Raw genomic sequence first — 24,092 nt, forward strand, 5'->3', positions numbered from 1 at the left:
GGCCTATCCGACGATGATGCGGCTGCTGCCCACCGGCATCCTGGGCCTGGTGTTCGCCGCATTGGTGGCGGCGATCGTCGCGTCGCTGGCATCGAAGATCAATTCGGTGGCGACGATCTTCACCCTGGATTTCTACGCCAAGGGCAAACGCCAGCACAGCGAAGCCACGCTGGTGCGCGTGGGCCGCATCGCCGCGGTGGTGACCGTCGTGCTCGGCATACTGGCGGCCAAACCACTCCTCGGCAGCTTCGACCAGGCGTTCCAGTACATCCAGGAATACACCGGCTTCTTCACCCCGGGCATCGTGGTGATCTTCATGCTGGGCCTGTTCTGGAAGCGCGCCAACGAGGCCGGCGCGCTGGCGGCGGCGATCGGCTCGTTCGCGCTGTCCATCGTACTGAAGCTGGCATGGCCGGCGCTGCCCTTCATCGACCGCGTCGGCCTGGTGTTCCTGCTGGCGCTGGCGCTGGCGGTCGTCGTGTCGCTGGCCACGCCGCATGCGCCGGAGAAGGACGTCATCCGCACGGACGATGTGGAGTACCGCACGGGCACTTCGTTCAACATCGGTGCGGTGGCGGTGCTCGGCATCCTGGTGGCGCTCTACACGCTGTTCTGGTAACCCGCCAGCGGGGCGGCATTCACAAGGGATTTAGCTGCGGCTTGATGCAGCGCGCATTCTCACGAATTCATTCGCAGAATCTAATGGCGGCTTAACTTCCGGCTAATTGGGCCTTAATCCAGCGCTTCCAGCATGCCCGCCATGCACTGGATCCGCTCCCACATCGCCCTCGCACCGCTCCCCGGCCGTTTCGTCAGCGTCCGCTTCGTCGATCCGGGCGATCCGGACCGCGCCGAGGTGGAGGCGTTCATCGCCGGCGTCTATCGCGACCGCCACGGCGCGACGCTGCGCAGCTTCTTCCCCCACCTGATCGCCTATCGCGACAGCGATGGGAGGCTCGCCGCCGCGGTCGGCGTGCGTGCCGGCGGCGAGGGGCCGCTGTTCGTCGAACACTACCTGGACGTGCCGGTGGAACAGGCGATGTCGCAGCATGGCCTGGCGCACGTCGACCGGCGCCGGGTGGTGGAAGTGGGCAACTTCGCCGCCACCACGCCCGGCATCGCACGCGAGCTCATCCTGCAGCTCGCACTCACCCTGCAGGCCGCGGGCATGGATTGGGTGTTGCTGGTGGCGACCCAGCAGTTGCGCAATGCATTCGAGCGACTGCACCTGCCGATGCTCGACCTGGCCGAGGCCCGCGCGGAACGACTCGGCGACGCCAGCGGCGACTGGGGTCGCTACTACGCCTCGCGTCCGCGGCTGATCTGCGGCAACCTGGCCGAAGGCGTCGCCTATCTGCGCGGAGTCCCGCGGCCACAGGCATGCGATGCGCCGATGCTGTGCCTGGCGGGCGCGCCATGATCCGGCCGATGGATGTCGTGCTGCGCAACCCGGGCCAGCGCACCCTGCCGCGCGTGATCACCGCGGACGGCGTGCTGGACGACCGGATGCTGGCCGCAAGGATCGATGCGCTGGTCGCCTGGCTGGCGAAGAGCGGCATCCGCCGTGTCGCCAGTCGCCTGGACAACGGGCCGTCCTGGTTCGTGCTGGACCTGGCGCTGCGCGAGGTCGGCGGTGTGCATGTGCCGCTGCCGATGTTCTTCTCCGAAGCGCAGGTCCGGCATGCGCTCGCCAACAGCGGCGCCCAGTGCGTGATGACGGCACGCGAGGATGCCATGYCGCCGGGCGCGGAAGCGTTGACCGGCTTCCTCGATGGCGAGCGGCTGGCATGCTGGCGAACGCCGGCCGACGAGAGCGGCGCGACGGGGTTGCCGGCGCGCGCGGCGTGCATCACCTATACCTCCGGCACGACGGGTCGCCCGCGCGGTGTATGCCTCGACGCGGACACGTTGTTCACCGTCGCCGCGTCGCTGGTGGATGCCGCGGCGTCGATCGCGCCGCGGCGGCACCTGTGCCTGATGCCGCTGGCCACGCTGCTGGAGAACGTGGCGGGCCTGTACGCGACCCTGCTTGCCGACGCGGAAATCGCGCTGCCGTCGCTGTCCGAGATCGGCTACACCGGCGCCACCGGCCTGGACGTGCCCACCCTGCTGCGTTGCCTGCACCGTTACCAGCCGGAAAGCGTGATCCTGGTGCCGCAGTTGTTGCTGGCGCTGGTGATGGCGGCCGAGCAGGGCGCGCCACTTCCGCCGTCGCTGCGCTACGTCGCTGTCGGTGGCGGACGCGTCGGTCCGGGCCTGCTGCGACGCGCTCGCGCGCTCGGGCTGCCGGTGTTCGAGGGTTACGGCCTGACCGAATGCGGGTCGGTGGTCTGCCTGGACCGCCCCGATGCGCTGCGCGAGGGCAGCGTTGGTCGCCCGCTGCCGCACGCCCGCGTCTCGATCGTGGACGGCGAGATCCAGGTCGACGGCGCGCGTGCGCTCGCCTACCTCGGCGGTGAACCGCTGCCGGCAGGCCCGGTCCGCACCGGCGACCTCGGTTACATGGACGACGAGGGCTTCGTGCACATCACCGGTCGCCGCAAGAACGTCTTCATCACCGCGTTCGGCCGCAACGTGTCGCCGGAGTGGGTCGAGAGCGAGTTGCTCGCACACCCCGCCATCGCCCAGGCGGTCGTGTGGGGCGAGGGCCAGGCGGACAACGTGGCGGTGCTGGTGCCGCGCCGCGCCGACATCGACGACACGCGTCTCGCGCGTGCGCTGGCCGACGTCAACGCCGGCTTGCCCGATTACGCACGCATCGCCCGCTTCGTGCGCGCGGGCGCCCCCTTCACTGCGGACGCGGGCCTGATGACCGCCAACGGCCGCCCGCGCCGCGAGGCGATCCTCGGCCACTACCAGGCCGACGTCGACGCCTGCTACCGGCGCGCCCCCAACGTATCCCCCTCCGGAGTTGCTGCATGAGTTTCCATGACGAACTGGTCGCGAAGACGGCGCGCGAGCGCGATGGCCTGCTGTCCATCCCCATCATCCAGTCCGCGCTTGCGGGCAGGATCGCCCGCGACGACTACGTGGCGTTCCTGACCCAGGCCTTCCACCACGTCCGCCACACGGTGCCACTGCTGATGGCCTGTGGCGCGCGGCTGCCGGCCCGGCTGGAGTGGCTGCGTACTGCGGTGGGCGAGTACATCGAAGAGGAGATGGGGCACCACGAATGGGTGCTGGACGACATCGCCGTGTGCGGTGAAGACCGCGCGGCGGCGGAAGCGTCCACGCCTTCGCTGGCGACGGAGCTCATGGTCAGCTACGCCTACGACACCATCCAGCGCGGCAATCCGGTCGGCTTCTTCGGCATGGTGCTGGTGCTGGAAGGCACCAGCGTGGCGCTCGCCACGCGCGCGGCGAACACGCTGCAGACGTCGCTCGATCTTCCGTGCAACGCCTTCAGCTACCTGCTCTCGCATGGCGACCTCGACGTCGAGCATGTCGGCTTCTTCAAGCGACTGATGGACCGCATCGACGACGAGGGCGACAAGGCCGCCATCGTGCACGCGGCGCGCCGCTTCTACGTGCTGTACGGCGATATCTTCCGCACGCTGCGCAGCGACGGCGTGCGCTTGGCGGAGGCGGCCTGATGGACCTTGCCGGTCGGACCGTGGTCGTCACCGGGGCCAGTGGCGGCATCGGCGTGCCGCTGTGCGCGGCGCTGCTCGCCGCCGGCGCGCATGTGCTGGCCGTGGGGCGAGACGAAGCCAGGCTGCGCCGGCTCGCCCAGCAACTGCCTGCGGGCCGCCTGTCGTGGGCGGTGGGTGATGTGGCGACCGAAGCGGGTCGTGCGCGCGTGATCGAGGCCGCGCGTGCCGCCGTTCCCACGCCATCGGTGCTCGTGCTCGCGCATGCGCAGGCCGCGTTCGGCCTGTTCGAGGACCAGTCGCCGGAGGAGATGACGCACCTGATGCAGACCAACCTGGTGGCGCCGATGCTGCTGGTACATGCCCTGCTGCCCCTGCTGCGCATGCACGATGCAGCGTCGGTGGCCGTGGTCGGTTCGACCTTCGGCAGCCTGGCGTTCCCCGGTTTCGCCGCCTACAGCGCAAGCAAGTTCGGCCTGCGCGGCATGACCGAAGCGCTGGCGCGCGAATATGCCGACACGCCGCTGCGCTTCCAGTACCTGTCGCCGCGCGCCACGCGCACGCCGTTCAACAGCGCCACGGTCGACGCTCTGAACGTGGAGCTGAAGGTGGCCAGCGATGCGCCCGCCGACGTTGCGCGCCAGCTGGTCGCCGCGATCGTGCGGGGTGCGCCGCGGTTGCAGATAGGCTGGCCGGAAAAGCTTTTCGCCCGCCTCAACGGGGCGCTGCCCGGCCTCGTCGACCGCAGCCTTCGCGCCAGCCTGCCCATCATCCGTCGCCATGCGCGACCGCCCCGAACTTCCCATGCACCGCAGGAGACCCTTCGCCATGAAACGACGCCACGGTAAGTCCATGCTCTTCCTGATCCTCATGTCCACCGCCCTGATCGTGGGCATCGCGATGGCCGCCGAGCCGGGCGCAAGCAGCGCATCGCAGGTGCGCGACCGCTGGGCGCAGGTCAACTACCAGGTGCCCAAGGCGCAGCGCGAGTCCGCGTTCGAGGATCTCCTCCACCAGGCCGAGAAGGTCAGGCAGGCGAACCCGCGCGACGCTTCGGCGCTGATCTGGGAAGGCATCGTGCTGTCCAGCCTGGCCGGCGAGAAGGGCGGCATGGGTGCGCTGGGCCTGGTGAAGCGCGCGCGCGCGGATTTCGAAGCGGCCATCAAGCTCGATGCGAATGCGCTCGATGGCGCGGCATACACGAGCCTGGGGGCGCTCTACTACCAGGTGCCCGGCTGGCCGCTCGGCTTCGGCGACGACGATGCCGCGCGCACCATGCTGCGCAAGGGCTTGGCCATCGATCCGGACGGCATCGACGCCAATTATTTCTACGCCGATTTCCTGCGCGACCAGAAGGACTGGGCCGGTGCCCGTGCGGCCTTCCAGAAGGCGCTCGCGGCGCCTGCGCGCCCGGGTCGCGAGGTCGCCGACGCCGGTCGCCGCCAGGAAGCGCAGGCGAAGCTGAAGGACGTGGCGACGCATCTTGCGCACTGAGGGGGCGGCCACCAGACTGGCTGCATGCGCATCCTGCTGGTGGAAGACGATCTGTCGCTCGGCGAAGGCCTCCGCACCGCACTGCGGCGCGGCGCCTTCGCCGTCGATTGGGTGCAGGACGGGGCGAGCGGCCTGCTCGCGCTGCGCGATGGCGGCTTCGACCTGGTGGTGCTGGACCTGGGGTTGCCACGGATGGACGGTATCGAGGTGATCCGTCAGGTGCGCGCCACCGGCGACGCCGTGCCGATCCTCGTGCTGAGCGCACGCGAACGCCCGGCCGACCGCACCCTGGGGCTGGATGTCGGCGCCGACGACTACCTGGGCAAGCCGTTCGATACCGCCGAACTGCTGGCGCGCGTACGTGCGTTGATCCGGCGCAGCGCGGGGCGCGCGAATCCTTCGCTGGAATCGGGCCCGCTGCGGCTCGATCCCGCCTCGCTCACCGCGACCTGGAAGGGACGGGCGCTGGACCTGACGCGACGCGAGTTCGCCCTGCTGCGCGTGCTGATGGAACAGCGCGGCCGCCCGATGGCGCGCGACGCCATCCAGCAGCACCTGTACGGCTGGGACGCGGACGTGGCCAGCAATGCCGTCGACGTCCATGTGCACCAGCTCCGCCGCAAGCTGGAGCCCGGCATCATCCGCACCGTGCGCGGCCTCGGCTACGCCCTGGGCGACGCCGGTGGGGATGCTGCATGAGGTCGATGCGCGCGACGCTGCTGTGGCTGTTGCTGGGCACGCTGGCGGTGGTGATGGCCGCCGCGGGCCTGCTGAGTTATCGCGCGGGCCTGCAGGAAGCGGGCGAGATGTTCGATGCACGCCTGGTGCAGTCCACCCGCGTACTGGTGAGCCTGGTCGACGAGCCGCTCAGCGAACTGAATGCGTTTCCGGGCGAGCCGATCGTGCTGCGCGGCTGGCATGGAGAGGCGCACGGCGTGGGCGAGGCGCTGGCGTTCAACGATGGCCATGCCTACGAGAACAAGCTGGCGTTCCAGGTATGGGATGCGCAGGGTCGGCTGCTGCTGCGCTCCGACAGCGCGCCGGCGCGTCCGTTGGCGACCCTGGAGGCCGGCTACGAGGACGTGGTGGTGGACGGGGCGCACTGGCGTGCGTTCACGCTGCAATCGCCGAACGGACGATGGTTCCAGTCCGCCGAACTCACCGACATCCGCGAGGAACTGGCCGGCGACATCGCCGGCGGCACGCTGCTGCCGTTGCTGCTGTCGCTTCCGCTGATCGCCTTGGCGGTGTGGTGGAGTGTCGCGCTGGCGACGCGCTCGCTGCGACGTATCTCGCATGAGATCGGCCAGCGCGATCCCGAGCGACTCTCGCCACTGGATCCGGCGGAGGTGCCGCAGGAGGCGCGCGGCCTGGTCGATGCCATCAACGGCCTGCTGCAACGCCTGGACGTGGCGCTGGTGCGCGAGCGCAACTTCGTGGCCGACGCCGCGCACGAACTGCGCACGCCCATCAGCGCACTGAAAATCCACGCCGACAACGCACAGCATGCCCGCGACGACCGCGAGCGGGAGGCGTCGCAGCAACTGCTGGCCGCCAGCGTGCAGCGCGTCGAGCGCCTGGTCGCGCAGCTGCTGTCGTTGAGTCGCGCCGAGAGCACGGCGCGCGCGCCGGCTTCCGCGCGGCTGGACCTCTCGGCGCTGGCGGGCGTCGAGATCGACGCGGCCCGACCCCTGCTCGACGCCAAGGGCCAAGTCCTGCACGCGGACCTGCAGCCCGTGCAGGTGTCCGGCGACGAGATCGCGCTCGGCCTGCTGGTGCGCAACCTGGTCGAGAACGCCTCCCGCTACGCCCCCGTTGGCGCCAGCATCGAAGTGCTTACCGGCCAGAGCGACGGCCGCGCGTTCCTAGTGGTCGACGACAGCGGCCCCGGCATCCCCGACGAGGACCATGCCCGCGTGTTCGACCGCTTCTACCGCCGCCTGGGCAGCCCGCACGAAGGGAGCGGCCTGGGCCTGGCGATCGTCAAGGAAGTCGTCACCGCACACGCCGGCACCATCCGCCTGGCGCCTTCGTCGCGGTGGGGCGGGCTGTCCGTGCGGGTGGAGCTGCCCTGCCTGGCCTGACCTTATCGGTGCGCGCGTCAGGCCACCGACCGCGTCAGGCGTTTGCGCATGCACACCGCGGAGGCAGGGCAGAGCGAACGGAACTCTGCCGAGGCTTGCAGCGTGGCGGGCGCTTCGTGGCGAGGCAGCGCCTCGAAACCCTGCAGCAGGAAGAAGCGCTCGGCGGTCTGGGTCAGCAGGTACACCGTGTCGATGCCGCGACGGCGCGCGGCGGCCTCCAGTTCCGCCACCAGTCGACGCGCGAGCCCTTGGCCACGATGATCCGCTGCGACTGCGAGCGAACGCAGCAGCGCATCCGTGCCGAAGGACTGCAACCCGATCACCCCCGCCATGGTGCCATCGCTGTCAGCGACCAGGAATGCCACGTCGGCATCCACCAGGTCTTCCGTGGGTAGCGAGGATTGCTTCAACAGCGCAAGCAGGTGCGGCAGGTCGTCCTCGGTGGCGAAACGAATCGTGGTCACGCGGATTCCTCCTGAACGGGCGGCGCCGACGAAGCGAGCCGCGTTGCGACGCCCACGGTGAGGGCCGCACCGACAAGCTGCGCGACGATGAAACCCGGGACGTCGTCGGGTCGGATCCCGGCGAAGGTCTGCGTCAGCGCACGCGCCACCGTCACCGCCGGATTGGCGAACGACGTGCTGGCGGTGAACCAGTACGCCGCGAAGATGTAGCTCGCCACCAGCGCGGGGATCGCGCTTGCACGATGGCGCAGGCCCAGCAGGATCGTCAGCAGCAGGCCAAACGTGGCGACGCCTTCGCTGAGCCACTGCGCGCCACCGCTGCGCGCACGCGTACCGGGTTGGAACAGTGCGAGATCGAACATCGCGTGCGCAAGCAGCACCCCGGCTACGGCGCCGACGATCTGCACGGCCATGTAGGCGACCGCCGCACGCGTGCCGATCGCGCCACGCCAGCGCATGGCCAGCGTCACCGCAGGATTGAAGTGCGCGCCGGACACCGGTCCCAGCGTGGTGATCAGTACGTACAGCGCACCGGCGGTCGCCGCCGCGTTCGCGAGCAATGCCACGGCAACGTTTCCGCCTGCCAGCGACTCGCCCATGATCCCCGAGCCGACCACGACGGACAGCAACAACAGCGTTCCGAGGCCTTCGGCCAGCAGGGCGCGTTGCATCAGAGCGATTCCAGCAGCGCCTTCACCCGGCGCCCGATGTCGTCGCGCACGGCCCGGTACCCGTCGTCGTCCATGTCGCGCGGATCCGGCAAGCCCCAGTCCTCGCGCCGCTTCGCCGGAATCCACGGGCACTCGTCGCCGCAGCCCATGGTGATGACGGCATCGAATTCGCCGTCCACGTCATCCAGCGACTTGGAGCCATGCGTCGACAGGTCGTAGCCGAGCTCGGACATGAAACGGATCGCTTTGGGGTTGATACGCCCCGAGGGCCGCGACCCGGCACTGAAGGCCTCGATGCCAGCACCGCCATGCAGGTGTGCGAAGGCTTCGGCCATCTGGCTGCGATTGGAGTTTTCGATACAGACAAAGAGAACACGGGGATTCGTCATGGCGATGTCGTCGGCAGTTCAGGAGAGGCCGATGGCACGCACGTGCTGCTCACGCGCGAGGGCATCGAGGGAGGGCAGCGGCAGAGCCAACAGCAGTTCGATGCGACGCCGCAGGGTGACCCACGCATCCATGAAGGCGCCCAGGTCATCGGGCCGCAGGGCGGGATCGGGCACGGCCCAGTGCGCCAGCGCCGGCTGGCCCGGCCACACCGGACAGGCTTCACCTGCGGCCTTGTCGCAAACCGTGATGATGAAATCCAGCGGAGCGGTGTCGGGTGCGGCGAATTCGTCCCATGCCTTGCTGCGCAAGGGCGTCGTATAACCCAGTTCTTCGATCAGCTTGCGCGCCAGCGGCTGCACATGGCCCGTCGGCTGACTGCCTGCACTGAACGCCTCGAAGCGTCCCTTGCCAAGGACGTTGAGCAACGCTTCTGCCATCTGGCTGCGGGCGGAATTGCCGGTGCAGAGGAAGAGCACGCGGTAGAGATGGTCGGTCATGTCGGCGTCTCGTGCGACCGTCAGCAACAGCCGGACCGGGGCGCGCAGCAGGCACTCCCGGAAGCGGCGACTGCGGCTTTCATGGCTTTGGGGTCAGGCGTGCAGCTTGTGCCGTCCGTCGCACAGGCGGCATCGCCCGCGTGATAGGTGGTGGCTTCGCCGAGCGTGTGGAAGGTTTCCCAGCGCGTGCCCTGCGGATCTTCGGTCCACAGCTTGTCGGACGTCGCGTAGCAGCAGATCGCCGCCTGCTCCGGTACGACACTGCCACCGGCGGCATCCAGGCGACGGCCGAACTCGCGGAGCCCGCGATCGTCATCCGCCTGCAGGCCCAGATGGTCCACGCCCGGCGCGCGGCCCGTATTGGAGATGGCGAAATTGACGCGGGGGTCGTCGAGCATCCACTTCGCGTAGTCCGGCTTCACCACGGCGGGCTCGCTGGCGAACAGGTGCGTATAGAAACGGATGCTGGCGTCGAGATCGGTGACGTTGAGATGCACATGGAAGCGGTTCATGACGTGGCCTTCTTTCGGGGTGGGCATGACGTGGCGGGCGCGCAGGCGGCGACGCCGTTGCAGCAGTTCTCGGTGAGATATGAGATCAGCCCGTTCATCTGCAGGTAGTTGGCGCGCACGCGGATGACCCGTCCCTCGCGGGTGTCGTGGACCAGCGCGGCGGCACGCAGCACGTTGAGATGTGCGGACAGCGTGGCGGGTGGAAGGTCGAGCCGGTCGCGCAACTCGCCGACCGCCAGGCCGTCGGGGCCCGCCTGCACCAGCGTGCGGAACGCGGCCAGGCGGGACTCGTGGCTGAGCGCAGCGAGCGATTTCAGGGCGGTCATTGTTTCCATAATTCCAGAATATAGGAAATATACGACAGGTCAATCCCTTCCGGCATGCAGGCCGTGTAGGCGTAATCGTTGTGCGCGCATCCACGTCCCGCCCGTCCGCGGGCACGTATGGAGCAGGCCCGCCCCGTCACGCGCACACGGAGCCCTTTCTCTGTCCGGCGCAGGGCAGCGCGGATCGCGCACACGGTGCGGGCGTGGCTCGACGCACCCGTGGGCGAGGGATGCGATTGGCAAGTACGGGGTCGGGCACTAGGCTGTCGTGCGGCGCCGCTGGCCAAGAGGACACAGTTGATCGGTTATCACGAGGCGGTGAAACGGCTGACAGACGGCGTGCTGCTGCTGGATGCATGCGCGGTCGCGCCGCTCGATGGCATGGGTCGTGTGCTGGCGGYCCCGGTGGTGAGCGACATTGCCCTGCCGCCCTTCGACAACGCCGCTCTCGACGGCGTGGCTCTCGTGACCGAAGGCCGGCCGATCGCCCCCGATCGCRTGTGGGAGATCGGCGCGCGCCTTGGTGCCGGTGCACCCGCGCCGCAGGACGACGCCGAGGCGTGGGAGATCATGACGGGCGCGCCGCTGCCGTCGCGCGCCGATACCGTGGTGCCGCTGGAACATCTCGACCGGCTTGCTTCGTCCGCATCGGGGGTATCACGCGTCCGCGTGCGCGACGATATCGTGCCGGGGGCCAATCTCCGACGACGCGGCGAAGACGTGCAGCCGGGGCAGTGCGTGTTGCCGGCCGGCCATGTGGTGGATGCCGGGGCGCTGATGCTTCTCGCGGGCCTGGGCATTGCCGCGATCCGGGTCGTGCGTCGCCCGCGCGTGGCGTTGCTGGTGACGGGGCGTGAAATCGCACGCATTGGCGAACCGCTGCCGATCGGCAGCATCCACGACGCCACCTCGCCCTGGCTCGTGCACGCGCTGTCGGCGGCCGGCGCGGAAGCCATCCACATCACCCGCGTCGGCGACGACGTCGCCGCGTTCCAGGCCGCGCTCGATGCGGCGCTCGCCGACGGGGTCGATCTGGTCCTCAGCACGGGAGCAGTGTCGAAGGGATGCTACGACTTCGTTCCCGCCGCGCTCGCCGTGCGCGATGCAGACATGCTCTTCCATGGCGTCGCGATGCGGCCGGGCAAGCCGGTCCTGGCCGCGCGCCTGCGCAACGGACCGACGTTCGTCGGCCTGCCAGGCAATCCCCTGTCGACGGCGGCGACCTTCCGCTTCCTGGTGGAGCCGCTGCTGCGCGCCTGGCTGGGCCTGCCTGCGGAAACACGGCGACGCGTACCCCTCGCCAGGCACTGCGACAAGCGAGAGGGATTGCTCACGGCGCTTCATGGCACCCTCCGATGCGACGCGGAAGGGCGGTTGCGGGCGCACGTGTCCGACGGCCAGGCCTCGTTCCGGCTATTGCCGTTCTCGCGATCGTCCGTGTGGATCACCTTGCCGGCGGACGTGCGCCGCGTCGACGCCGGGACATGCGTGGACGTCCATGGCAGCAGCCATCTCTGCGCCCCGTCCTGGACCTGCGAATGAGCGGCGTATCTACGTGGCGCGCCGTCCTGCTGGCCGGGGGTCGCTCGTCGCGGATGGGCACGGACAAGGCGGCGTTGCCCTGGGGCAATGGCACGCTGCTGACGCACATGCACGCACGCTTGATCGCGGCGGGCGCGGACGACGTGATCGTCAGCGGCGACCGTCATGACCTGGGGGGCATACCCGATGCAACGCCCGATACCGGGCCGATGGGCGCGTTGGCGCAACTGGCGCCGCGCCTGCACGACGGTGCATGGATCGTCGTGCCCGTCGACATGCCGCTGCTGTCCGTCGACCTGCTGCAGGCGTTGCTCACCACCGGCGCCACCTGCACCTGCGTGGACGGCCACCCATTGCCGATGGCGCTGCGCGCGGACGCCGGCACGCGCACGGTGATCGAGGCTGTCGGCGCGCGTTCCGGCGGCGAGCGCTCGCTGCGTGCACTGCAGCGCGCGGTGGGTACACGGGTATTGCCGGCGACGCGTTGGGAGCATGCGTTGCGCAACTGCAATACACCGGCGGAGTGGAGGGCGCTGCAGGCGGAGTTCTGCTGATCATGGCGAGCGGAAATTTCTTGCAGAAGTAATCCCTGCGGGCACACGTGGCTGAGCAAACCTTCTTCTGACCGGCGCCTCGTGGCCCGATCAAGCTCGCGGGCGGGGCGGATTAGCGGGYGCACGTCGCCAGCACGGGGCCTACATGGCGCTGCTGGTACCTCGTGGCGGGATCTGTCCGCGACGCTTTGTTCCCTTTGCCCGTATACGGTACATCGCCTCTTGCCGCCGAGCCGCCGACCGAAGGAAGGAGTTCTCCTTGCATCACGTCAATCGCACCCTGCTGCCCCTGGCTGTCGGCCTGGGTCTTTGTGTTCACGCTGGTCCGGCTGCAGCGCAAGCAGGCGCCGTGCTCGACCGGGTCTACCTGAGCAGCGCAATCCCACTGGAAAGCACTGAATTCGGCGCTCGCTGGGATTACCCAGGCCTGTCAAGCGGAACCCAGGTCGATTACTACGACGACTTGGGTTTGCCCCATTTCGATGAGTCCCAGTGGAAAGCGGGTGTGACCTTGGCCGACTCGCACCGGCTCCAGGCCACGCGCTGGAAGATCGGGAACGCCTATCGAGGCAGGACCACTCGGCCAATCACCATCGATGGCAGCGGATTCTCGAGTGGCACGGCAATCTCCAATTCGCTGGACGCCAAGATAGAGACGCTTTCCTATACGTGGTTCCTGGCCAAGGATGCCAGGCAGGCATGGGGTATCGGGTTAGGTACTTCCCGAGTTCGGATTGAAAACAAGCTGAGTGCCATCGTCGAGGGATTTCCGGGTGAGTTCGAGATCGACAGTAGCGCCAGCGAGCGTGTCACCCTGCCGCATGTCAGGGCTGAGTACGCCAGACGGATAGGCGATTGGCGAGTCGGGGCGGATGCCTCGCTCGGCCGCAGGAGTGGAGACCGGCTGGCGGCTCGGAGCCAAGAAGCCAGCGTAAGCCTCGAGTACCTTCCTGCGTCCGTGATGGCGATAGGAGTGCGCTATTCGATCCATCGCACCGAACTGGAGCGAAACAACCCTGCGGCGTCCGGCATGCCGGCCCCCGCGTCAACGTTCAGCGGCAACTTCCGCATCCGCAGTGCGACACCTCACCTCTACATCACGCTGCGCTATTGAAGGGAGGCAGCCCGTGTGGCGGAAAGCGACGCCCGCTATCCAGGCAGCTGCGGGAAAGAATCTTGCCCTTGAGACGTAGAACCGGGGTGACACGGGAGAACGGGTTGCCAAGGAATTGCACTCGCCCGGCGCACCCGCGGACACAACAAAAAACCCGCCTCGCGGCGGGTTTCTTTCAACGCGTTGATTCCGCTCGGGAATCTGGTGGCTATGGGTGGACTCGAACCACCGACCCCAGCATTATGAGTGCTGTGCTCTAACCGGCTGAGCTACATAGCCGCGTGAACCGCGTATTCTTCATTTCGACCCCCCGCCTGTCAAGCCGGCGGCACGTGCTTGTCGCCTGCGGCGGGGCATGGCAGAGTCGGTGGCAGTAGATTTCAGGAGTCCGCATCGTGATCGATCCGGACGGCTACCGACCCAATGTCGGCATCGTGTTGATGCGGCCGGATGGCCGGGTGTTCTGGGCACGACGCGTGCGCCGGGATGGCTGGCAGTTTCCGCAAGGCGGCATGAACACGGACGAGACGCCGGTCGAGGCCATGTATCGTGAGTTGCGCGAAGAAACCGGCCTGTTGCCCGAACATGTTGAAGTTCTGGGTGTCACGCCCGGTTGGCTGCGGTATCGACTGCCTCCCCGCGCCATCCGGCGCAACGAACGCCAGGTCTGTATCGGGCAGAAGCAGGTGTGGTTCCTGTTGAGGCTGGTGGGCGACGAGGCGCATCTTCGCCTCGACCTGACCGAAAGCCCGGAGTTCGACCACTGGCGCTGGGTGGACTTCTGGTACCCGCTCGAGCATGTGGTCATCTTCAAGCGCCGGGTCTATGCCAGCGCGCTGGAGCACTTGGCCACCTTCGCCCGGACGGTCGCCGGTCCGCAGGCGATCCCTCCCCAGCTGCCCATGCCCCGGTCGCAGGATGCGCCCCGACGCCGGGGTCGCGACCGACCGCTGCGTAAACGTGGCGGCGTGGGCGAACMCCTCAAGAATTGACAATCATTCTCATTCGGGGTGGAATAGCCCCGGGCCGTCCCGTGCCCGCCGCATCACCACCGCCACCGTGTACGTCTGCATCTGCAACGGCGTGACCGACCGCCAGATCCGCGAAGCCGCCAGCGCCGGGTGCACCACCATGGCCGAACTCACGATGCGGACCGGTGCCGGCGCCAACTGTGGCAGCTGCCTGGACATGGCGATGGACGTGCTGCAGGCCGCCCAGCCCGCACCTCGCGAGAGCGTGTTCCCGATCATCGGCCTGTCGCACGCCGCCTGACGATCCCGTGGCTGCGTTGCAGCGCGGTCGCATCACCGAATGATCACGATTCGCGTTCCGTCACCCGCGGCGCGCACGGGCTAACCTTCGCCGTCCTTCCGCCCACGGAGCATGGCCATGAAAGGCGATACCAAGGTCATCGAGTACCTCAACAAGGCGCTCTACAACGAGCTGACCGCGATCAACCAGTACTTCCTGCACGCCAAGATGCTGAAGAACTGGGGCTTCAGGGAACTCGCCGAGCACGAGTACAAGGAATCCATCGACGAGATGAAGCATGCCGACAGACTGTCGGAGCGCATCCTGTTTCTCGATGGCCTGCCGAACTTCCAGGCGCTGGGCAAGCTGCGCATCGGCGAGACGCCGCGTGAAATCCTCGAATGCGACCTGGCGCTGGAACACGAAGCGCTGCCGCTATTGCGCGAGGCGATCGCCCATTGCGAATCCGTCGCCGACTACGTCAGCCGGCAGCTGTTCGTCGCCATCCTCGATTCCGAAGAAGAACACATCGACTGGCTGGAAACGCAGTTGTCGGTCATCGACCGCATCGGCGAGCCGAATTATCTGTTGACCAAGCTCGAGGGCGACGACTGAGGCATGGTCGCGACGGCCGGCGGCTGCAGCAGCGGCCGGCCCAGCTGCTGCGCCGCATAGCCTTGCAGGGCCATGCGCGCGCGCGCGTACTCGGCGATCACCAGGGCCACGGCCACGGCCGGACGTTCCAGCTTCCGCGCACGGGCGCCCAGTTCCACCCGCTTGGCCGCGGCCGACAGGGCCATCGCGCCGACGTTCGCGCTCGACGACTTCAGCGTATGCGCGGCGTCACGCATCGCATCGAGGTCGGGCACGGCCGCCGCCTTCTCCAGCGTGCCGATCAGGCGGGGCGCGTCTTCGAGGAAGATCGAAATGATGCGCGTGGTTTCGTCGCCGGCGATCTCGCGCAGTTCCTCCAGCATGGTCTGGTCCAGGACCGGGAAACTCGGCGCCGGCGCCCGGGCCGTCGACACGGCGGGGGCGGGGATCGCCGGTTCGGCGTTCGTCACCAGGGCGGCATTGCGGAGCACGAAGTTCATGCGGTCCGGCAGCCAGCGGTGCAGGCAGCCTTCCAGTTGTTCGCGCGACACCGGCTTGGCCAGGTAGTCGTCCATCCCGGCATCGAGGCAGCGTTGCCGGTCGCCGGCCATGGCATTGGCCGTCATCGCCACGATCGGCAGGCGACCGCCGTCGGCGCGCTGCGCCTCCAGCTCGCGCCAGCGCCGCGTCGCGGCATAGCCGTCGAGCACCGGCATCTGGCAGTCCATCAGGATCAGGTCGAAGTGCTCCACCTGCATGCGCTTCAACGCGATGTCGCCGTTGGCCGCCGTCTCGCACGAGAAGCCGAGCGCGGACAGCAGCTTCTGCGCCACCAGCAGGTTGACCGGGTTGTCCTCGACCAGCAGCAGGCGGGGTTCGGTCCGCATCGCGCTGACGACCGCGGACTCGGGTTGCGCGGTTGCCGGCTCTTCCTCGGGCGCGGCGGAGAGGCGCGCGACGCCTTCTGCTTCAGTGTGAGCGGGGGGCGCATCCGCCGGCGGCGCCGCGATGTCGGCCAGCTCCGGGAACATCCCGTCCAGCGCTTCGTTCGCCGGCTCCTGTTCGGGTGCCGCGCCGGTCAGGGCGGCGCGCAGGTCGGCGTCGGGCGATTGCCGTGACAGCAGCGTGCTGCGGGGATGCAGTTCGACGGGCACGGTCTCGTCGCCGTACAGCCACACCAGCCGCAGCGCGTCGGGCGAAGGACGCCGCGTGATGGTCCGGTGCAGCGCCAGCGCCGTGCTGCGGATGCCGCCGACGTCGGCCAGCACCGCCAGATAATCCTGCTGCCCCTGTTCGCCGACCAGGCGCAGGCGATCCAGGGCTTCCTGCGTCGTTTCCACCGCCACCGGCTGCATGCCCCAGTTGGTCGCCAGCAGCGTGAGACGTTGGCGCAGGCGCGCGTCGGGCGACACGATCAGTACGCGGCCGTGGTCCAGCGCGCCGTTGTCGCGCTGGCGCAGGTCGCCGATGATCTTCATCAGCGGCACTTCGAACCAGAAGGTGGAGCCGCGCCCCACCTCCGACACCACGTCGATGCGGCCGCCCATCAGGTCGACGATGCGCCGGCAGATCGCCAGCCCCAGCCCGGTGCCGCCGTACAGGCGGGTAGTGGAGGCATCGGCCTGGCTGAAAGAGTGGAACAGGCGATGGCGCGCGTCCTCTTCGATGCCGATGCCGGTATCGCGTACTTCGAATCGCAGCAGGTGCTGAGCGGCGGTTTCGCCCAGCCGGCGCACCACCAGCGTGATCGTGCCGCGCTCGGTGAACTTGATGGCGTTGCCGATCAGGTTGGTCAGCACCTGGCGCAAGCGGACCGGATCGCCACGCACGGGCAGCCGAACGGCGGGGTCGAGTTGCAGGCTCAGGCGCAGGCCCTTGTTCTCCGCCGGCCGGAACATCAGCTGCAGCACGCCGTCGAGGAGTTCGCGCAGGTTGAAGCCGGTGATCTCCAGGTCCAGCTTGTTCGCTTCGAGCTTGGAGTAGTCGAGGATGTCGTCGACGATGCGCAGCAGCTGGTGCGACGACGCGGTCGCGGTGCTCAGCATCTCGCGCTGGTCGGCGGCCAGTGGCGCCCGCGACAGCATTTCCAGCATCGGCACGATGCCGTTGAGCGGCGTGCGGATCTCGTGGCTCATCGTGGCCAGGAACTCGCCCTTGGCCATCGCGGCGGACTCCGCGGCCTGCTTGGCGCGCACGAGTTCCTGCTCAAGGCGATCATGGCGCTGCAGGTCACGCTGCAGACCGTCGCGTTCCGATTCGGCCATCGCCGCGCGCGCCTGCACGCCCGCGTGGCGATGCGCCTCGCTGCGTGCGTTCAGGGCGGAGGCCACGGCGGCGACCAGTGCAAGGGCGGCCATGCCTGCGGTCAGCGGCAGCCAGGGGCCCGGTACGCCGGACCAGTGCAGGCCGAGCGCCACGCCCAAGGCGGCGACACCCGCCACGGTCACCCAGGGCATCACCGGCGTACGACCGGCCGTGGGCATCGTTACAGCACCGCGTTGTGGAAATCGAAGCCGAGTTCGCTGCCGACCGCCTGCACCAGGTTGCCCTGGATGAAGTCGACGCCGCCCATCCACATGGCGGCCGCGGCCTGGGGGTCTTCGATCTGCTGGCCGATCACCTGCAATCCCTGGCGGTGGGCGTTGTCGATGATGCCGCGCAGCTGGTCGCGCAGCACCGGATCCGCATGCGCGCTGGCGTATTTGCTGGAAACGCGGACGAAGCCCAGCGGCAGCTGCGTGAGCAGGGCGTCGGCTTCCGCGCCGGGTTCGAACTGGCTGAGGCAGAACTGCACGCCGGCTGGCATCAGCTGCTGGCAGAACTGGCGAAGGGTGACGGTATGGATCAGCGCATCGGCCAGGCGCAGGTCGATGACCAGCGACGTGCCTTCGATGCCGCGCGCGCGCAGCGCGTCGAGCAGCCACTGCGCATGCGATTCGCGCGCGAGCGAGCGCGGCGACTGCGAAACGAACAGGCGCAGCGAAGGACCGGCCGCTTGCCGTTCGGCCAGCACGTACAGCGCGTGTTCCAGCACCCAATGGTCGATCTGGGCGATGCCGCCGGCCAGTTCGGCGGCCGGGATCACCTGCGATGCCGGCAGCAGCGAGCCGTCGGGCTGGCGCATGCGCAGCAGCACCTGGTACTGCGCCTGGTCGCTGCCGGCGACGGCGACGATCGGCTGGTAGGCGAGTTCGAACTGGCCGTCCTCCAGCGAAATGCGGGGCGCGTCGTCGTCGACTTCGGCAGGCACGAATTCGGCTAGGCTGTCGGGCTTCAGGCGTGCCTGCAGGACCGCGCGTTCGATGGCCTCCAGCGCGCTGCCGGCGTCGGCGAAGCCGAGCGACAGCGCGGTGTACCCGACCGAGCCGCGGAGCTTGAGGACTTCGTTGGGACGCGTCTGGAAATCGTGGCCCGCCAGGCCGTCGCGCAGTTGCTGCGCGAGCGCGGCGAGCGTGGCTTCGTCGACGCTGTCGGCCAGCATCAGGAAACTGTTGTCGTTCAGGCGCGCCACCGGATGCGGCGACGCGACGGAGGCCAGTTGCCGGCCGGCCTGGTTCATCAGGTGCTCGAACACCGCGTAGCCGTAGCGCTCGCGCAGGCTCAACGCGCTGTTGACCTCGACGAAGAACAGGCCGCCGCGCGACTGGCGCTGCAGCGAGTCCGCCAGTTGCTGCAGCACGAAGCTGCGCGTCGGCAGGCCGGTGTCGGTATTCACCGACGGCCGCGGCGCCTGCAGTGCCTGGCTGCGCTGGCGCGCGCGCTGGATGCGGTTGGAGACCGCGGCGATCAGGTGCCGGGGCCGGATCGGCTTGTTGAGGAAATCGTCGGCGCCGCTTTCGAGCACCTCGAACTGGCGTTCCGGGTCGGGATCACCGGTCAGGAACACGATCGGCAGGTGCAGGTACTCCGGCTGCTGCCGCAGCAGCATGGTCAGCGACATGCCGTCCTTGCCGGGCATGTGCAGGTCCATGAGCACCAGGTCCGGACGGAAGCGGCGCATGGTGTCCAGCAGGCCGTCGGACTGCATCTGCACTTCGGCCTGCATGCCGGCGCCGTGCAGCACGCTCTGGGCGAACAGGGCCTGGCCGCGATCGTCTTCGACGATCAGCACGCGATACGGGGATTCCGGATCGACCGGCTCCGGCGGCGGGGCGGGCGCGGTCGCATCCGTGGGCGCGGCAGGCGCAGCGGCCGGGGCGGCGACAGGCGGGGGCGGTGGCGTCTGGGTCATCTCGACGGGCTCTCCGGCTCCAGGGGCATCCGCCGCGTCCTCAGGGGCGGCATCGTCCACCCAGCGGCGCCAATGGTGCGCCGGTGGTGTTTCGGCCCGCAGGCGTGAGCGTGAAGGCTCGTCCTGCGGGCGGGATGTGGCATCGAGCGTGGACATCAGGCTTCCCCAAGCTGAGCCCCATTATGCGATGAAGTTCACGACCGAGGCGGAGTCATGATTACCGATGCACCGGCGCCTGTCACGGGCCGGAGGCCGGGGGCGAGGCATGTGCCGGGGGCGCGGCCTGCAGCAGACGCTTCACGCCACGCGCAAGCTTGCGCCAGACCCACCAGACGGCCGCCGCGATCAGCAGCGACGTCCCGATCACCAGCAGCAACGCAATCCAGGGGTGCGCAAAGGCCAAGGCCAGCCCGCCGACCACGACCGCGTCCTCGGTGACCGACGCAGCCCAGTTGCTGACCGGCTCGGGCGACGTGTTCATGAGTGCGCGTGTGCCGCTCTTGAGCACGTGGCTTGTCAGGGCGACCCCGGCTCCGGCCGCCAGCACGCCCCCGCTGAGCTGGCCGTCCGGCGACAGCGTGGCGGCCGCGAGGAAGGCGCCGGCAGGCACCCGGGCCAGGGTCTGCAGCAGGTCCCAACCGGAGTCCACGCCCGGGATCTTGTCGGCGAAGAACTCCGTCAGCGCCAGCGCACCGGAAGTGCCCAGCACCCACCACGATTCGGTCGCCTGCAACGCGGGGGGCAAGTCGAGCCAACCCAGCGCGCCGGCCAGGCCGACGCCGAACACCGTCAGGTAGACGCGGATCCCCGCCATCCATGCCAACAGGATCCCAATTACGAAAAGATGCGCTTCGGACATCCCGGCCACTCCCGTTAGACTCTTGGGCTCGCGCCACTGCGGCGAGTATAGGGGTCCCGTGTGGCTGCCGGCTGAGCGCCGTCCGCCGCTTGTCCGTCATGCCTGCGCCTGTTCCTTCCCGCTTCCGGATCGTGCCGCGCGACGCGGCCGTACGCCGCCGCGGCACCTCGCTGCTCTTCCTGGTGGCGTGGGTGGCCAGTCTTGGCGCGGTCTGGTGGGTAGCCAGCCACACCGCCGCGCCGCGGCTGGCGCAGGCCGATGCGGCGCGCACCCAGGCCGAGCGCGAACTCGAGGCGGTGAGCGCCGAACTGACCACCCTGCGCCAGCGCGAATCCACGCTGGCCCGCTCAGACCAGATCAGCCGCGCGGCCAATGCCGAAGTGCAGGAGGGTCTGGCCGAGCGCGACGAGGAAATCGCCGCGCTGCGCGCGGACATCGCGTTCTACGAGCGTCTGGTCGGATCGACCAGCCAGCGCAAGGGCCTGAGTGTCCACGTTGCCGAATTCGCGCCTGAAGCCGGCGGCACCTGGCGCTACCAGATCATGCTGACCCAGACCATGAACCGCGGCGCGATCAGCCAGGGCCAGATGCGCTTCATCGTCGAAGGGGTCCGCGCCGGCAAGCTGGCCACGGTGCAGTGGGACGAGCTGCACCAGCAGCGCAGCGCCCCGGCGCAGGCGTATTCCTTCCGTTATTTCCAGCAGTTGGATGGCAACGTGATGCTGCCGCCGGACTTCACCCCGCAACGCGTCAAGGTGTCGTTGCATGGCGAGGACGCGGCGGTGGAGCAGGCCCTCGACTGGAAGACCGCCACAGCCGCAGGAGGCGAGTGAGATGTTCAAGCCCAAGCCCATCCGTCCCGACGTAGGCGCCATCGACACCCTGATCGGTCCGCAGGTCACCATCCGGGGCGACGTCGTGTTCAGTGGTGGCCTGTACGTGGAAGGCCACATCCAGGGCAAGGTGATCGCCGAAGCCGGCGGTCGTGCGGTGCTGACCCTTGCCGAACAGGGCAGCATCGAAGGCGAGGTGCAGGTGCCGGTGGTGGTGATCAACGGGCGCATGACCGGCGATGTCCATGCCCTTGAGCGCATCGAACTGGCCGCCAAGGCGCGCGTGCAGGGCAACCTGCACTACAAGGTGGTCGAGATGACTGCCGGTGCGCAACTCACGGGGCGGCTGGTGCATGCCGACGCGGTGCCCGCGGACACCGGCGCGCACGAAGCGGCACCGACCGACGCCTGGGCCACCGCCGACGCCTGAYGGCGCCATTCAGAGCCCGCTGGGAACGGCCGCGCTATCCTGCGGCCATGAACGCTAGGCCCGTCCCGCCGAACGTACCTCCGCCCCGTTTCAAACGGGGGCCGGTCATCGCGCTCTCGGTGCTGGGCGGCGTACTCGTGCTGGGCGGCTGGGCGCTGTGGCACGCGCTGGCGGGCGACGCGGAGCCGGGCCCTACGCCCGCGCAACTGCGGGTCCAGCAACAGCGCATCGAGGTGCTCGAGCAGCAGGTCGCCACGTTGTCCCGCTCCGACCAGATCAGCCGCGACGCCAACCGCGACCTGCAGGCCACCCTGTCCGAGCGCGACGAGGAAATCGCCGGCCTTCGCGCCGATGTCGCGTTTTACGAACGGTTCGTCGGTGCCACCGCGCAACGTCGCGGCCTGTCGGTGCACGAGCTCATCCTGCAGCCGCAGGACGAACAGGCCTGGCACTTCACCGCCACGCTCACGCAGAACCTCAACCGCGGCGCCGTGAATGCGGGCCGCCTGCTGGTGTCCGTGGAAGGGACCGAGGCCGGCAAGCTGCGCCGCCTGGCCTGGGCCGACCTGCGGCAGCAACCGAATGCACCGGGCGTACCGTACTCGTTCAAGTATTTCCAGCAGGTCGAGGGCGACCTGCTGCTGCCGCCCGGTTTCAAGCCCGTGCGCGTCATCGCCCGTGTCGTGCCGCAGAGTGGCGCGGCCGTGGAACAGTCGTTCCCGTGGGCGCAGGCGTCGGCGAAGAAAGGTGCCGGCGAAGGCGCCGGCACGCGCTGAACTTGAACTGCCTTCCGCCAGCCCCCATCCTTGCCGCATGACCACCGTCGTTTCCCTGCCCACTGCCGCGGCCGCGCCCGATTACCAGTCGATCGACCGCCCGCTGAACTTCACGCCGGCGGCGGCCGCCAAGGTGCGCGAGCTGATCCAGGAAGAAGGCAGCGATTCGCTCGCCCTTCGCGTCTACATCCAGGGCGGCGGGTGCTCGGGATTCCAGTACGGGTTCGAGTTCGACGAAAACCGTGCGGAAGACGATGTCGCCGTGGATACCGATGGCGTGTCGCTGCTGGTGGATCCGCTGAGCCTGCAATACCTGATGGGTGCCGAGGTGGACTACAGCGAAAGCCTGCAGGGTGCGCAGTTCGTCATCCGCAACCCGAACGCCAAGACCACCTGCGGCTGCGGCAGCAGTTTCAGCATGTGACGCTCGGCCTGCCGCGTTCCGTGACAGGTCACGCTTCCCTTTCTGCACCGCTTTCCGGGTTCGCCTTCGCGGGCGACACGCTGGACCGCGCCGACGCCTTGCGCGACGACGCCGACGCGCTGGCGCGCCTGTGGCCGGACGCGCGCGTGCTGGTGCTGGACGATGAAGGGCGCGCGATGGCGGATGCCGACGGTGCGCTGCTGGCCAGCGCAGGCGCATCCTTGGGCGGGGGTCCCGGCGCCAGCCTCTTCCTTGGCGTGCGCGACGGCGTGGCGTGGTTCGCCGCGCATGCCCGCCACCATGCGGTGGAAGCGCCCGCATGGCGTGACCTGCGGCGTGCGGCGGCGACCTGGCCCGCATTCGAGTCGGGTGTTTTCGCGATGGCGCGCGCGCTGCTGCATTGGCAGTCGTCGACCCGTTTCTGCAGTGCCTGTGGCGGTGACATCACGTTCCGCCGGGCCGGGTACATCGCGCACTGCACCCAGTGCGGCAAAGACCACTATCCGCGCGTCGACCCCGCCGTGATCGTTGCGGTGAGCGACGGCGAGCGCCTGCTGCTCGGCCGACAGGCATCGTGGCCGCCACGTCGCTATTCGGTCGTCGCCGGTTTCGTGGAACCCGGCGAGACGCTCGAGCAGACCGTCGCCCGCGAAGTGATGGAGGAAACCAGGGTGCGGGTGCGATCGTGCCATTACCTGGGTGCGCAACCGTGGCCCTTTCCGGGTGCGTTGATGCTGGGCTTCTGTGCCGACGCCGAACCCGACCTGCCGCAGGTCGACGGCGAGCTGGAGGACGCGCGCTGGTTCTCGTTCGATGAGATCGACGCCGCGCTCGCGCGCGAGGGCAGCGACGACGGCGAGGGCCTGCTGTTGTCGCCGTCGATTTCGATCGCGCGCGCGCTGATCGAGCACTGGCACGCCGGCATGCGCGCGCGCCTCGCGCCCACGGCAGCCGAGACCGGGCGTTAACAGCCCCCCACGCTAGAATCCCGGCCGGAGGAGCCCGCATGTCGATCACGCTCGTTGCCGTCGTGCTTGCGCTGGTGCTGGGCCATGTCGCGCCTACGCTGGTCGCCTCGCTCCGTCGGTACGCGTGGTACGACGCGTGGCTTCACTGGCTGGGCGAATCGGCGGGCGGCGCGTGGCAGGCACGCCATGGCATCGCACTGGCGCTGGTGCCGGTGCTGCTGGTGGTCGCGCTGCTGCAGTGGCTGCTCGATGGACCGGTCTACGGACTCGTGGGCCTGGTGTTCGATATCGCGGTCCTGGTCTATGCGTGGGGTCCCCGCGATCTCGATGTCGACGTCGAAGCCGTCATCGATGCGCACGACGCCCCGAGCCGTCGCGCCGCCATCGCGCGCCTCGGCTTGACGGGCGAGACGGCGGCGCTGGATGGTCCCGCGCTGGTGGAGGCCGTGTTCGCCAATGCATTGCGCCGCTGGTTTGGCGTGCTGTTC

The 24,092-nt window shown here is 68.9% G+C and carries 28 protein-coding genes, 1 tRNA gene and 1 pseudogene; 20 read left to right on the forward strand and 10 right to left on the reverse strand.

The genetic code is table 11. The features are described 5' to 3' along the window. From AC04L7_RS00495 to AC04L7_RS00530, 8 genes are all read left to right on the forward strand, one after another. Nucleotides 1-619, forward strand: a 619-nt coding sequence (locus AC04L7_RS00495) for a sodium:solute symporter family transporter (protein ID WP_475512364.1), incomplete at its 5' end; no start/stop codon positions are given. 141 nt (nucleotides 620-760) lie between these two features. Then, nucleotides 761-1,420: a thermostable hemolysin gene (locus AC04L7_RS00500; protein ID WP_296281879.1), complete on the forward strand. Its 660-nt coding sequence runs from the start codon at nucleotides 761-763 to the stop codon at nucleotides 1,418-1,420. After that, the gene (locus AC04L7_RS00505; protein ID WP_475512365.1) at nucleotides 1,417-2,922 is read left to right on the forward strand and encodes an AMP-binding protein; all 1,506 of its coding nucleotides are present in this window, start codon (nucleotides 1,417-1,419) and stop codon (nucleotides 2,920-2,922) included. The genes AC04L7_RS00500 and AC04L7_RS00505 overlap by 4 nt, the downstream gene beginning before the upstream one ends. Continuing rightward, nucleotides 2,919-3,593, forward strand: coding sequence for a TenA family transcriptional regulator (locus AC04L7_RS00510; protein WP_436000463.1), 675 nt, complete (start codon nucleotides 2,919-2,921; stop codon nucleotides 3,591-3,593). Before AC04L7_RS00505 ends, AC04L7_RS00510 begins: the two co-directional genes overlap by 4 nt. Beyond that, nucleotides 3,593-4,438, forward strand: coding sequence for an SDR family oxidoreductase (locus AC04L7_RS00515; protein ID WP_436000461.1), 846 nt, complete (start codon nucleotides 3,593-3,595; stop codon nucleotides 4,436-4,438). The genes AC04L7_RS00510 and AC04L7_RS00515 overlap by 1 nt, the downstream gene beginning before the upstream one ends. Beyond that, nucleotides 4,419-5,084, forward strand: a complete 666-nt coding sequence (locus AC04L7_RS00520) for a tetratricopeptide repeat protein (RefSeq protein ID WP_436000459.1) — start codon at nucleotides 4,419-4,421, stop codon at nucleotides 5,082-5,084. The genes AC04L7_RS00515 and AC04L7_RS00520 overlap by 20 nt, the downstream gene beginning before the upstream one ends. Before the next feature lie 24 nt (nucleotides 5,085-5,108). Then, nucleotides 5,109-5,783, forward strand: coding sequence for a response regulator transcription factor (locus AC04L7_RS00525; protein WP_296281887.1), 675 nt, complete (start codon nucleotides 5,109-5,111; stop codon nucleotides 5,781-5,783). Between the two features lie 17 nt (nucleotides 5,784-5,800). Next, complete coding sequence (locus AC04L7_RS00530) at nucleotides 5,801-7,168, forward strand: ATP-binding protein (RefSeq protein ID WP_299347162.1); 1,368 nt, start codon at nucleotides 5,801-5,803, stop codon at nucleotides 7,166-7,168. Nucleotides 7,169-7,185: 17 nt separating this feature from the next. Here the strand turns inward: AC04L7_RS00530 and arsN2 are convergent, their stop codons facing one another. From arsN2 to AC04L7_RS00560, 6 genes are read right to left on the reverse strand one after another with little or no spacing between them, the layout of a single operon-like run. Further along, nucleotides 7,186-7,632, reverse strand: a complete 447-nt coding sequence (gene arsN2, locus AC04L7_RS00535) for an arsenic resistance N-acetyltransferase ArsN2 (RefSeq protein ID WP_296281889.1) — start codon at nucleotides 7,630-7,632, stop codon at nucleotides 7,186-7,188. After that, on the reverse strand, nucleotides 7,629-8,303 hold the full coding sequence (locus AC04L7_RS00540) for an aquaporin (protein ID WP_436000454.1): 675 nt from the start codon (nucleotides 8,301-8,303) through the stop codon (nucleotides 7,629-7,631). Before AC04L7_RS00540 ends, arsN2 begins: the two co-directional genes overlap by 4 nt. After that, the gene (locus tag AC04L7_RS00545; protein ID WP_299347146.1) at nucleotides 8,303-8,692 is read right to left on the reverse strand and encodes an arsenate reductase ArsC; all 390 of its coding nucleotides are present in this window, start codon (nucleotides 8,690-8,692) and stop codon (nucleotides 8,303-8,305) included. Before AC04L7_RS00545 ends, AC04L7_RS00540 begins: the two co-directional genes overlap by 1 nt. A gap of 18 nt (nucleotides 8,693-8,710) precedes the next feature. Continuing rightward, the gene (locus tag AC04L7_RS00550) at nucleotides 8,711-9,190 is read right to left on the reverse strand and encodes an arsenate reductase ArsC (RefSeq protein ID WP_436000451.1); all 480 of its coding nucleotides are present in this window, start codon (nucleotides 9,188-9,190) and stop codon (nucleotides 8,711-8,713) included. A gap of 20 nt (nucleotides 9,191-9,210) precedes the next feature. Next, nucleotides 9,211-9,702, reverse strand: a complete 492-nt coding sequence (locus tag AC04L7_RS00555) for an ArsI/CadI family heavy metal resistance metalloenzyme (RefSeq protein ID WP_436000449.1) — start codon at nucleotides 9,700-9,702, stop codon at nucleotides 9,211-9,213. Continuing rightward, the gene (locus tag AC04L7_RS00560) at nucleotides 9,699-10,028 is read right to left on the reverse strand and encodes an ArsR/SmtB family transcription factor (protein ID WP_436000447.1); all 330 of its coding nucleotides are present in this window, start codon (nucleotides 10,026-10,028) and stop codon (nucleotides 9,699-9,701) included. Before AC04L7_RS00560 ends, AC04L7_RS00555 begins: the two co-directional genes overlap by 4 nt. Nucleotides 10,029-10,145: 117 nt before the next feature. Between AC04L7_RS00560 and AC04L7_RS00565 the strand changes: the two genes are divergently transcribed. The 3 genes from AC04L7_RS00565 to AC04L7_RS00575 all read left to right on the forward strand — a co-directional run bounded on the left by AC04L7_RS00565 (nucleotide 10,146) and on the right by AC04L7_RS00575 (nucleotide 13,238). Further along, a complete protein-coding gene (locus tag AC04L7_RS00565; RefSeq protein WP_475512366.1) occupies nucleotides 10,146-11,570 on the forward strand; it encodes a molybdopterin molybdotransferase MoeA in 1,425 nt (474 codons plus the stop codon). Beyond that, nucleotides 11,567-12,124, forward strand: coding sequence for a molybdenum cofactor guanylyltransferase (gene mobA, locus AC04L7_RS00570; protein WP_436000443.1), 558 nt, complete (start codon nucleotides 11,567-11,569; stop codon nucleotides 12,122-12,124). Before AC04L7_RS00565 ends, mobA begins: the two co-directional genes overlap by 4 nt. 259 nt (nucleotides 12,125-12,383) lie before the next feature. Next, entirely contained in the window at nucleotides 12,384-13,238 is an 855-nt protein-coding gene (locus tag AC04L7_RS00575; RefSeq protein WP_299347138.1) for a hypothetical protein, read from the forward strand. A gap of 202 nt (nucleotides 13,239-13,440) precedes the next feature. On the opposite strand, the gene AC04L7_RS00580 is transcribed toward AC04L7_RS00575, so the two are convergent. Beyond that, a tRNA-Met gene (locus AC04L7_RS00580) sits at nucleotides 13,441-13,517 on the reverse strand. Nucleotides 13,518-13,633: 116 nt separating this feature from the next. Between AC04L7_RS00580 and AC04L7_RS00585 the strand changes: the two genes are divergently transcribed. The 3 genes from AC04L7_RS00585 (at nucleotide 13,634) to bfr (ending at nucleotide 15,104) form a co-directional block, all read left to right on the forward strand. Then, a complete protein-coding gene (locus AC04L7_RS00585; protein ID WP_475512367.1) occupies nucleotides 13,634-14,230 on the forward strand; it encodes an RNA pyrophosphohydrolase in 597 nt (198 codons plus the stop codon). 67 nt (nucleotides 14,231-14,297) lie between these two features. Next, nucleotides 14,298-14,510, forward strand: a complete 213-nt coding sequence (locus AC04L7_RS00590) for a (2Fe-2S)-binding protein (protein ID WP_296281909.1) — start codon at nucleotides 14,298-14,300, stop codon at nucleotides 14,508-14,510. Between the two features lie 117 nt (nucleotides 14,511-14,627). Further along, nucleotides 14,628-15,104, forward strand: a complete 477-nt coding sequence (gene bfr, locus AC04L7_RS00595; RefSeq protein ID WP_299347135.1) for a bacterioferritin — start codon at nucleotides 14,628-14,630, stop codon at nucleotides 15,102-15,104. Here bfr and AC04L7_RS00600 read toward each other — a convergent pair. The 3 genes from AC04L7_RS00600 to AC04L7_RS00610 form a co-directional block, all read right to left on the reverse strand. Continuing rightward, complete coding sequence (locus AC04L7_RS00600; RefSeq protein WP_436001106.1) at nucleotides 15,071-17,524, reverse strand: ATP-binding protein; 2,454 nt, start codon at nucleotides 17,522-17,524, stop codon at nucleotides 15,071-15,073. The two genes, bfr and AC04L7_RS00600, sit on opposite strands and share 34 nt — an antisense overlap. Before the next feature lie 44 nt (nucleotides 17,525-17,568). Beyond that, entirely contained in the window at nucleotides 17,569-19,470 is a 1,902-nt protein-coding gene (locus tag AC04L7_RS00605) for an EAL domain-containing protein (RefSeq protein ID WP_299347132.1), read from the reverse strand. An 82-nt stretch (nucleotides 19,471-19,552) separates the two neighbouring features. Then, nucleotides 19,553-20,173 (reverse strand): DUF4126 domain-containing protein, encoded by a 621-nt coding sequence (locus tag AC04L7_RS00610; RefSeq protein ID WP_299347131.1) that lies wholly within the window; start codon nucleotides 20,171-20,173, stop codon nucleotides 19,553-19,555. 98 nt (nucleotides 20,174-20,271) lie between these two features. Between AC04L7_RS00610 and AC04L7_RS00615 the strand changes: the two genes are divergently transcribed. The 6 genes and pseudogenes from AC04L7_RS00615 to AC04L7_RS00640 form a co-directional block, all read left to right on the forward strand. After that, a complete protein-coding gene (locus tag AC04L7_RS00615; RefSeq protein ID WP_436000439.1) occupies nucleotides 20,272-21,006 on the forward strand; it encodes a DUF6776 family protein in 735 nt (244 codons plus the stop codon). Nucleotide 21,007: 1 nt separating this feature from the next. Continuing rightward, nucleotides 21,008-21,436, forward strand: coding sequence for a bactofilin family protein (locus tag AC04L7_RS00620; RefSeq protein ID WP_436000437.1), 429 nt, complete (start codon nucleotides 21,008-21,010; stop codon nucleotides 21,434-21,436). A 47-nt stretch (nucleotides 21,437-21,483) separates the two neighbouring features. Beyond that, nucleotides 21,484-22,212: a DUF6776 family protein gene (locus AC04L7_RS00625; RefSeq protein WP_299347127.1), complete on the forward strand. Its 729-nt coding sequence runs from the start codon at nucleotides 21,484-21,486 to the stop codon at nucleotides 22,210-22,212. A gap of 37 nt (nucleotides 22,213-22,249) precedes the next feature. Then, complete coding sequence (gene erpA, locus AC04L7_RS00630) at nucleotides 22,250-22,636, forward strand: iron-sulfur cluster insertion protein ErpA (protein ID WP_213604616.1); 387 nt, start codon at nucleotides 22,250-22,252, stop codon at nucleotides 22,634-22,636. A 20-nt stretch (nucleotides 22,637-22,656) separates the two neighbouring features. Continuing rightward, the gene (gene nudC, locus AC04L7_RS00635) at nucleotides 22,657-23,604 is read left to right on the forward strand and encodes an NAD(+) diphosphatase (RefSeq protein WP_299347125.1); all 948 of its coding nucleotides are present in this window, start codon (nucleotides 22,657-22,659) and stop codon (nucleotides 23,602-23,604) included. Between the two features lie 38 nt (nucleotides 23,605-23,642). Next, nucleotides 23,643-24,092: pseudogene (locus AC04L7_RS00640) on the forward strand (hypothetical protein); the annotation flags it as partial.

It is taken from the genome of Pseudoxanthomonas sp. LjRoot204_2 (assembly GCF_056175765.1).

Coding starts and splice junctions, on each gene's coding strand:
- AC04L7_RS00500 (WP_296281879.1), top strand. CDS start 761: ATGCACTGGATCCGCTCCCACATCGCCCTCGCACCGCTCCCCGGCCGT.
- AC04L7_RS00510 (WP_436000463.1), top strand. CDS start 2,919: ATGAGTTTCCATGACGAACTGGTCGCGAAGACGGCGCGCGAGCGCGAT.
- AC04L7_RS00515 (WP_436000461.1), top strand. CDS start 3,593: ATGGACCTTGCCGGTCGGACCGTGGTCGTCACCGGGGCCAGTGGCGGC.
- AC04L7_RS00520 (WP_436000459.1), top strand. CDS start 4,419: ATGAAACGACGCCACGGTAAGTCCATGCTCTTCCTGATCCTCATGTCC.
- AC04L7_RS00525 (WP_296281887.1), top strand. CDS start 5,109: ATGCGCATCCTGCTGGTGGAAGACGATCTGTCGCTCGGCGAAGGCCTC.
- AC04L7_RS00540 (WP_436000454.1), bottom strand. CDS start 8,303: ATGCAACGCGCCCTGCTGGCCGAAGGCCTCGGAACGCTGTTGTTGCTG.
- AC04L7_RS00545 (WP_299347146.1), bottom strand. CDS start 8,692: ATGACGAATCCCCGTGTTCTCTTTGTCTGTATCGAAAACTCCAATCGC.
- AC04L7_RS00550 (WP_436000451.1), bottom strand. CDS start 9,190: ATGACCGACCATCTCTACCGCGTGCTCTTCCTCTGCACCGGCAATTCC.
- AC04L7_RS00555 (WP_436000449.1), bottom strand. CDS start 9,702: ATGAACCGCTTCCATGTGCATCTCAACGTCACCGATCTCGACGCCAGC.
- AC04L7_RS00560 (WP_436000447.1), bottom strand. CDS start 10,028: ATGACCGCCCTGAAATCGCTCGCTGCGCTCAGCCACGAGTCCCGCCTG.
- mobA (WP_436000443.1), top strand. CDS start 11,567: ATGAGCGGCGTATCTACGTGGCGCGCCGTCCTGCTGGCCGGGGGTCGC.
- bfr (WP_299347135.1), top strand. CDS start 14,628: ATGAAAGGCGATACCAAGGTCATCGAGTACCTCAACAAGGCGCTCTAC.
- AC04L7_RS00605 (WP_299347132.1), bottom strand. CDS start 19,470: ATGTCCACGCTCGATGCCACATCCCGCCCGCAGGACGAGCCTTCACGC.
- AC04L7_RS00610 (WP_299347131.1), bottom strand. CDS start 20,173: ATGTCCGAAGCGCATCTTTTCGTAATTGGGATCCTGTTGGCATGGATG.
- AC04L7_RS00615 (WP_436000439.1), top strand. CDS start 20,272: ATGCCTGCGCCTGTTCCTTCCCGCTTCCGGATCGTGCCGCGCGACGCG.
- AC04L7_RS00620 (WP_436000437.1), top strand. CDS start 21,008: ATGTTCAAGCCCAAGCCCATCCGTCCCGACGTAGGCGCCATCGACACC.
- AC04L7_RS00625 (WP_299347127.1), top strand. CDS start 21,484: ATGAACGCTAGGCCCGTCCCGCCGAACGTACCTCCGCCCCGTTTCAAA.
- erpA (WP_213604616.1), top strand. CDS start 22,250: ATGACCACCGTCGTTTCCCTGCCCACTGCCGCGGCCGCGCCCGATTAC.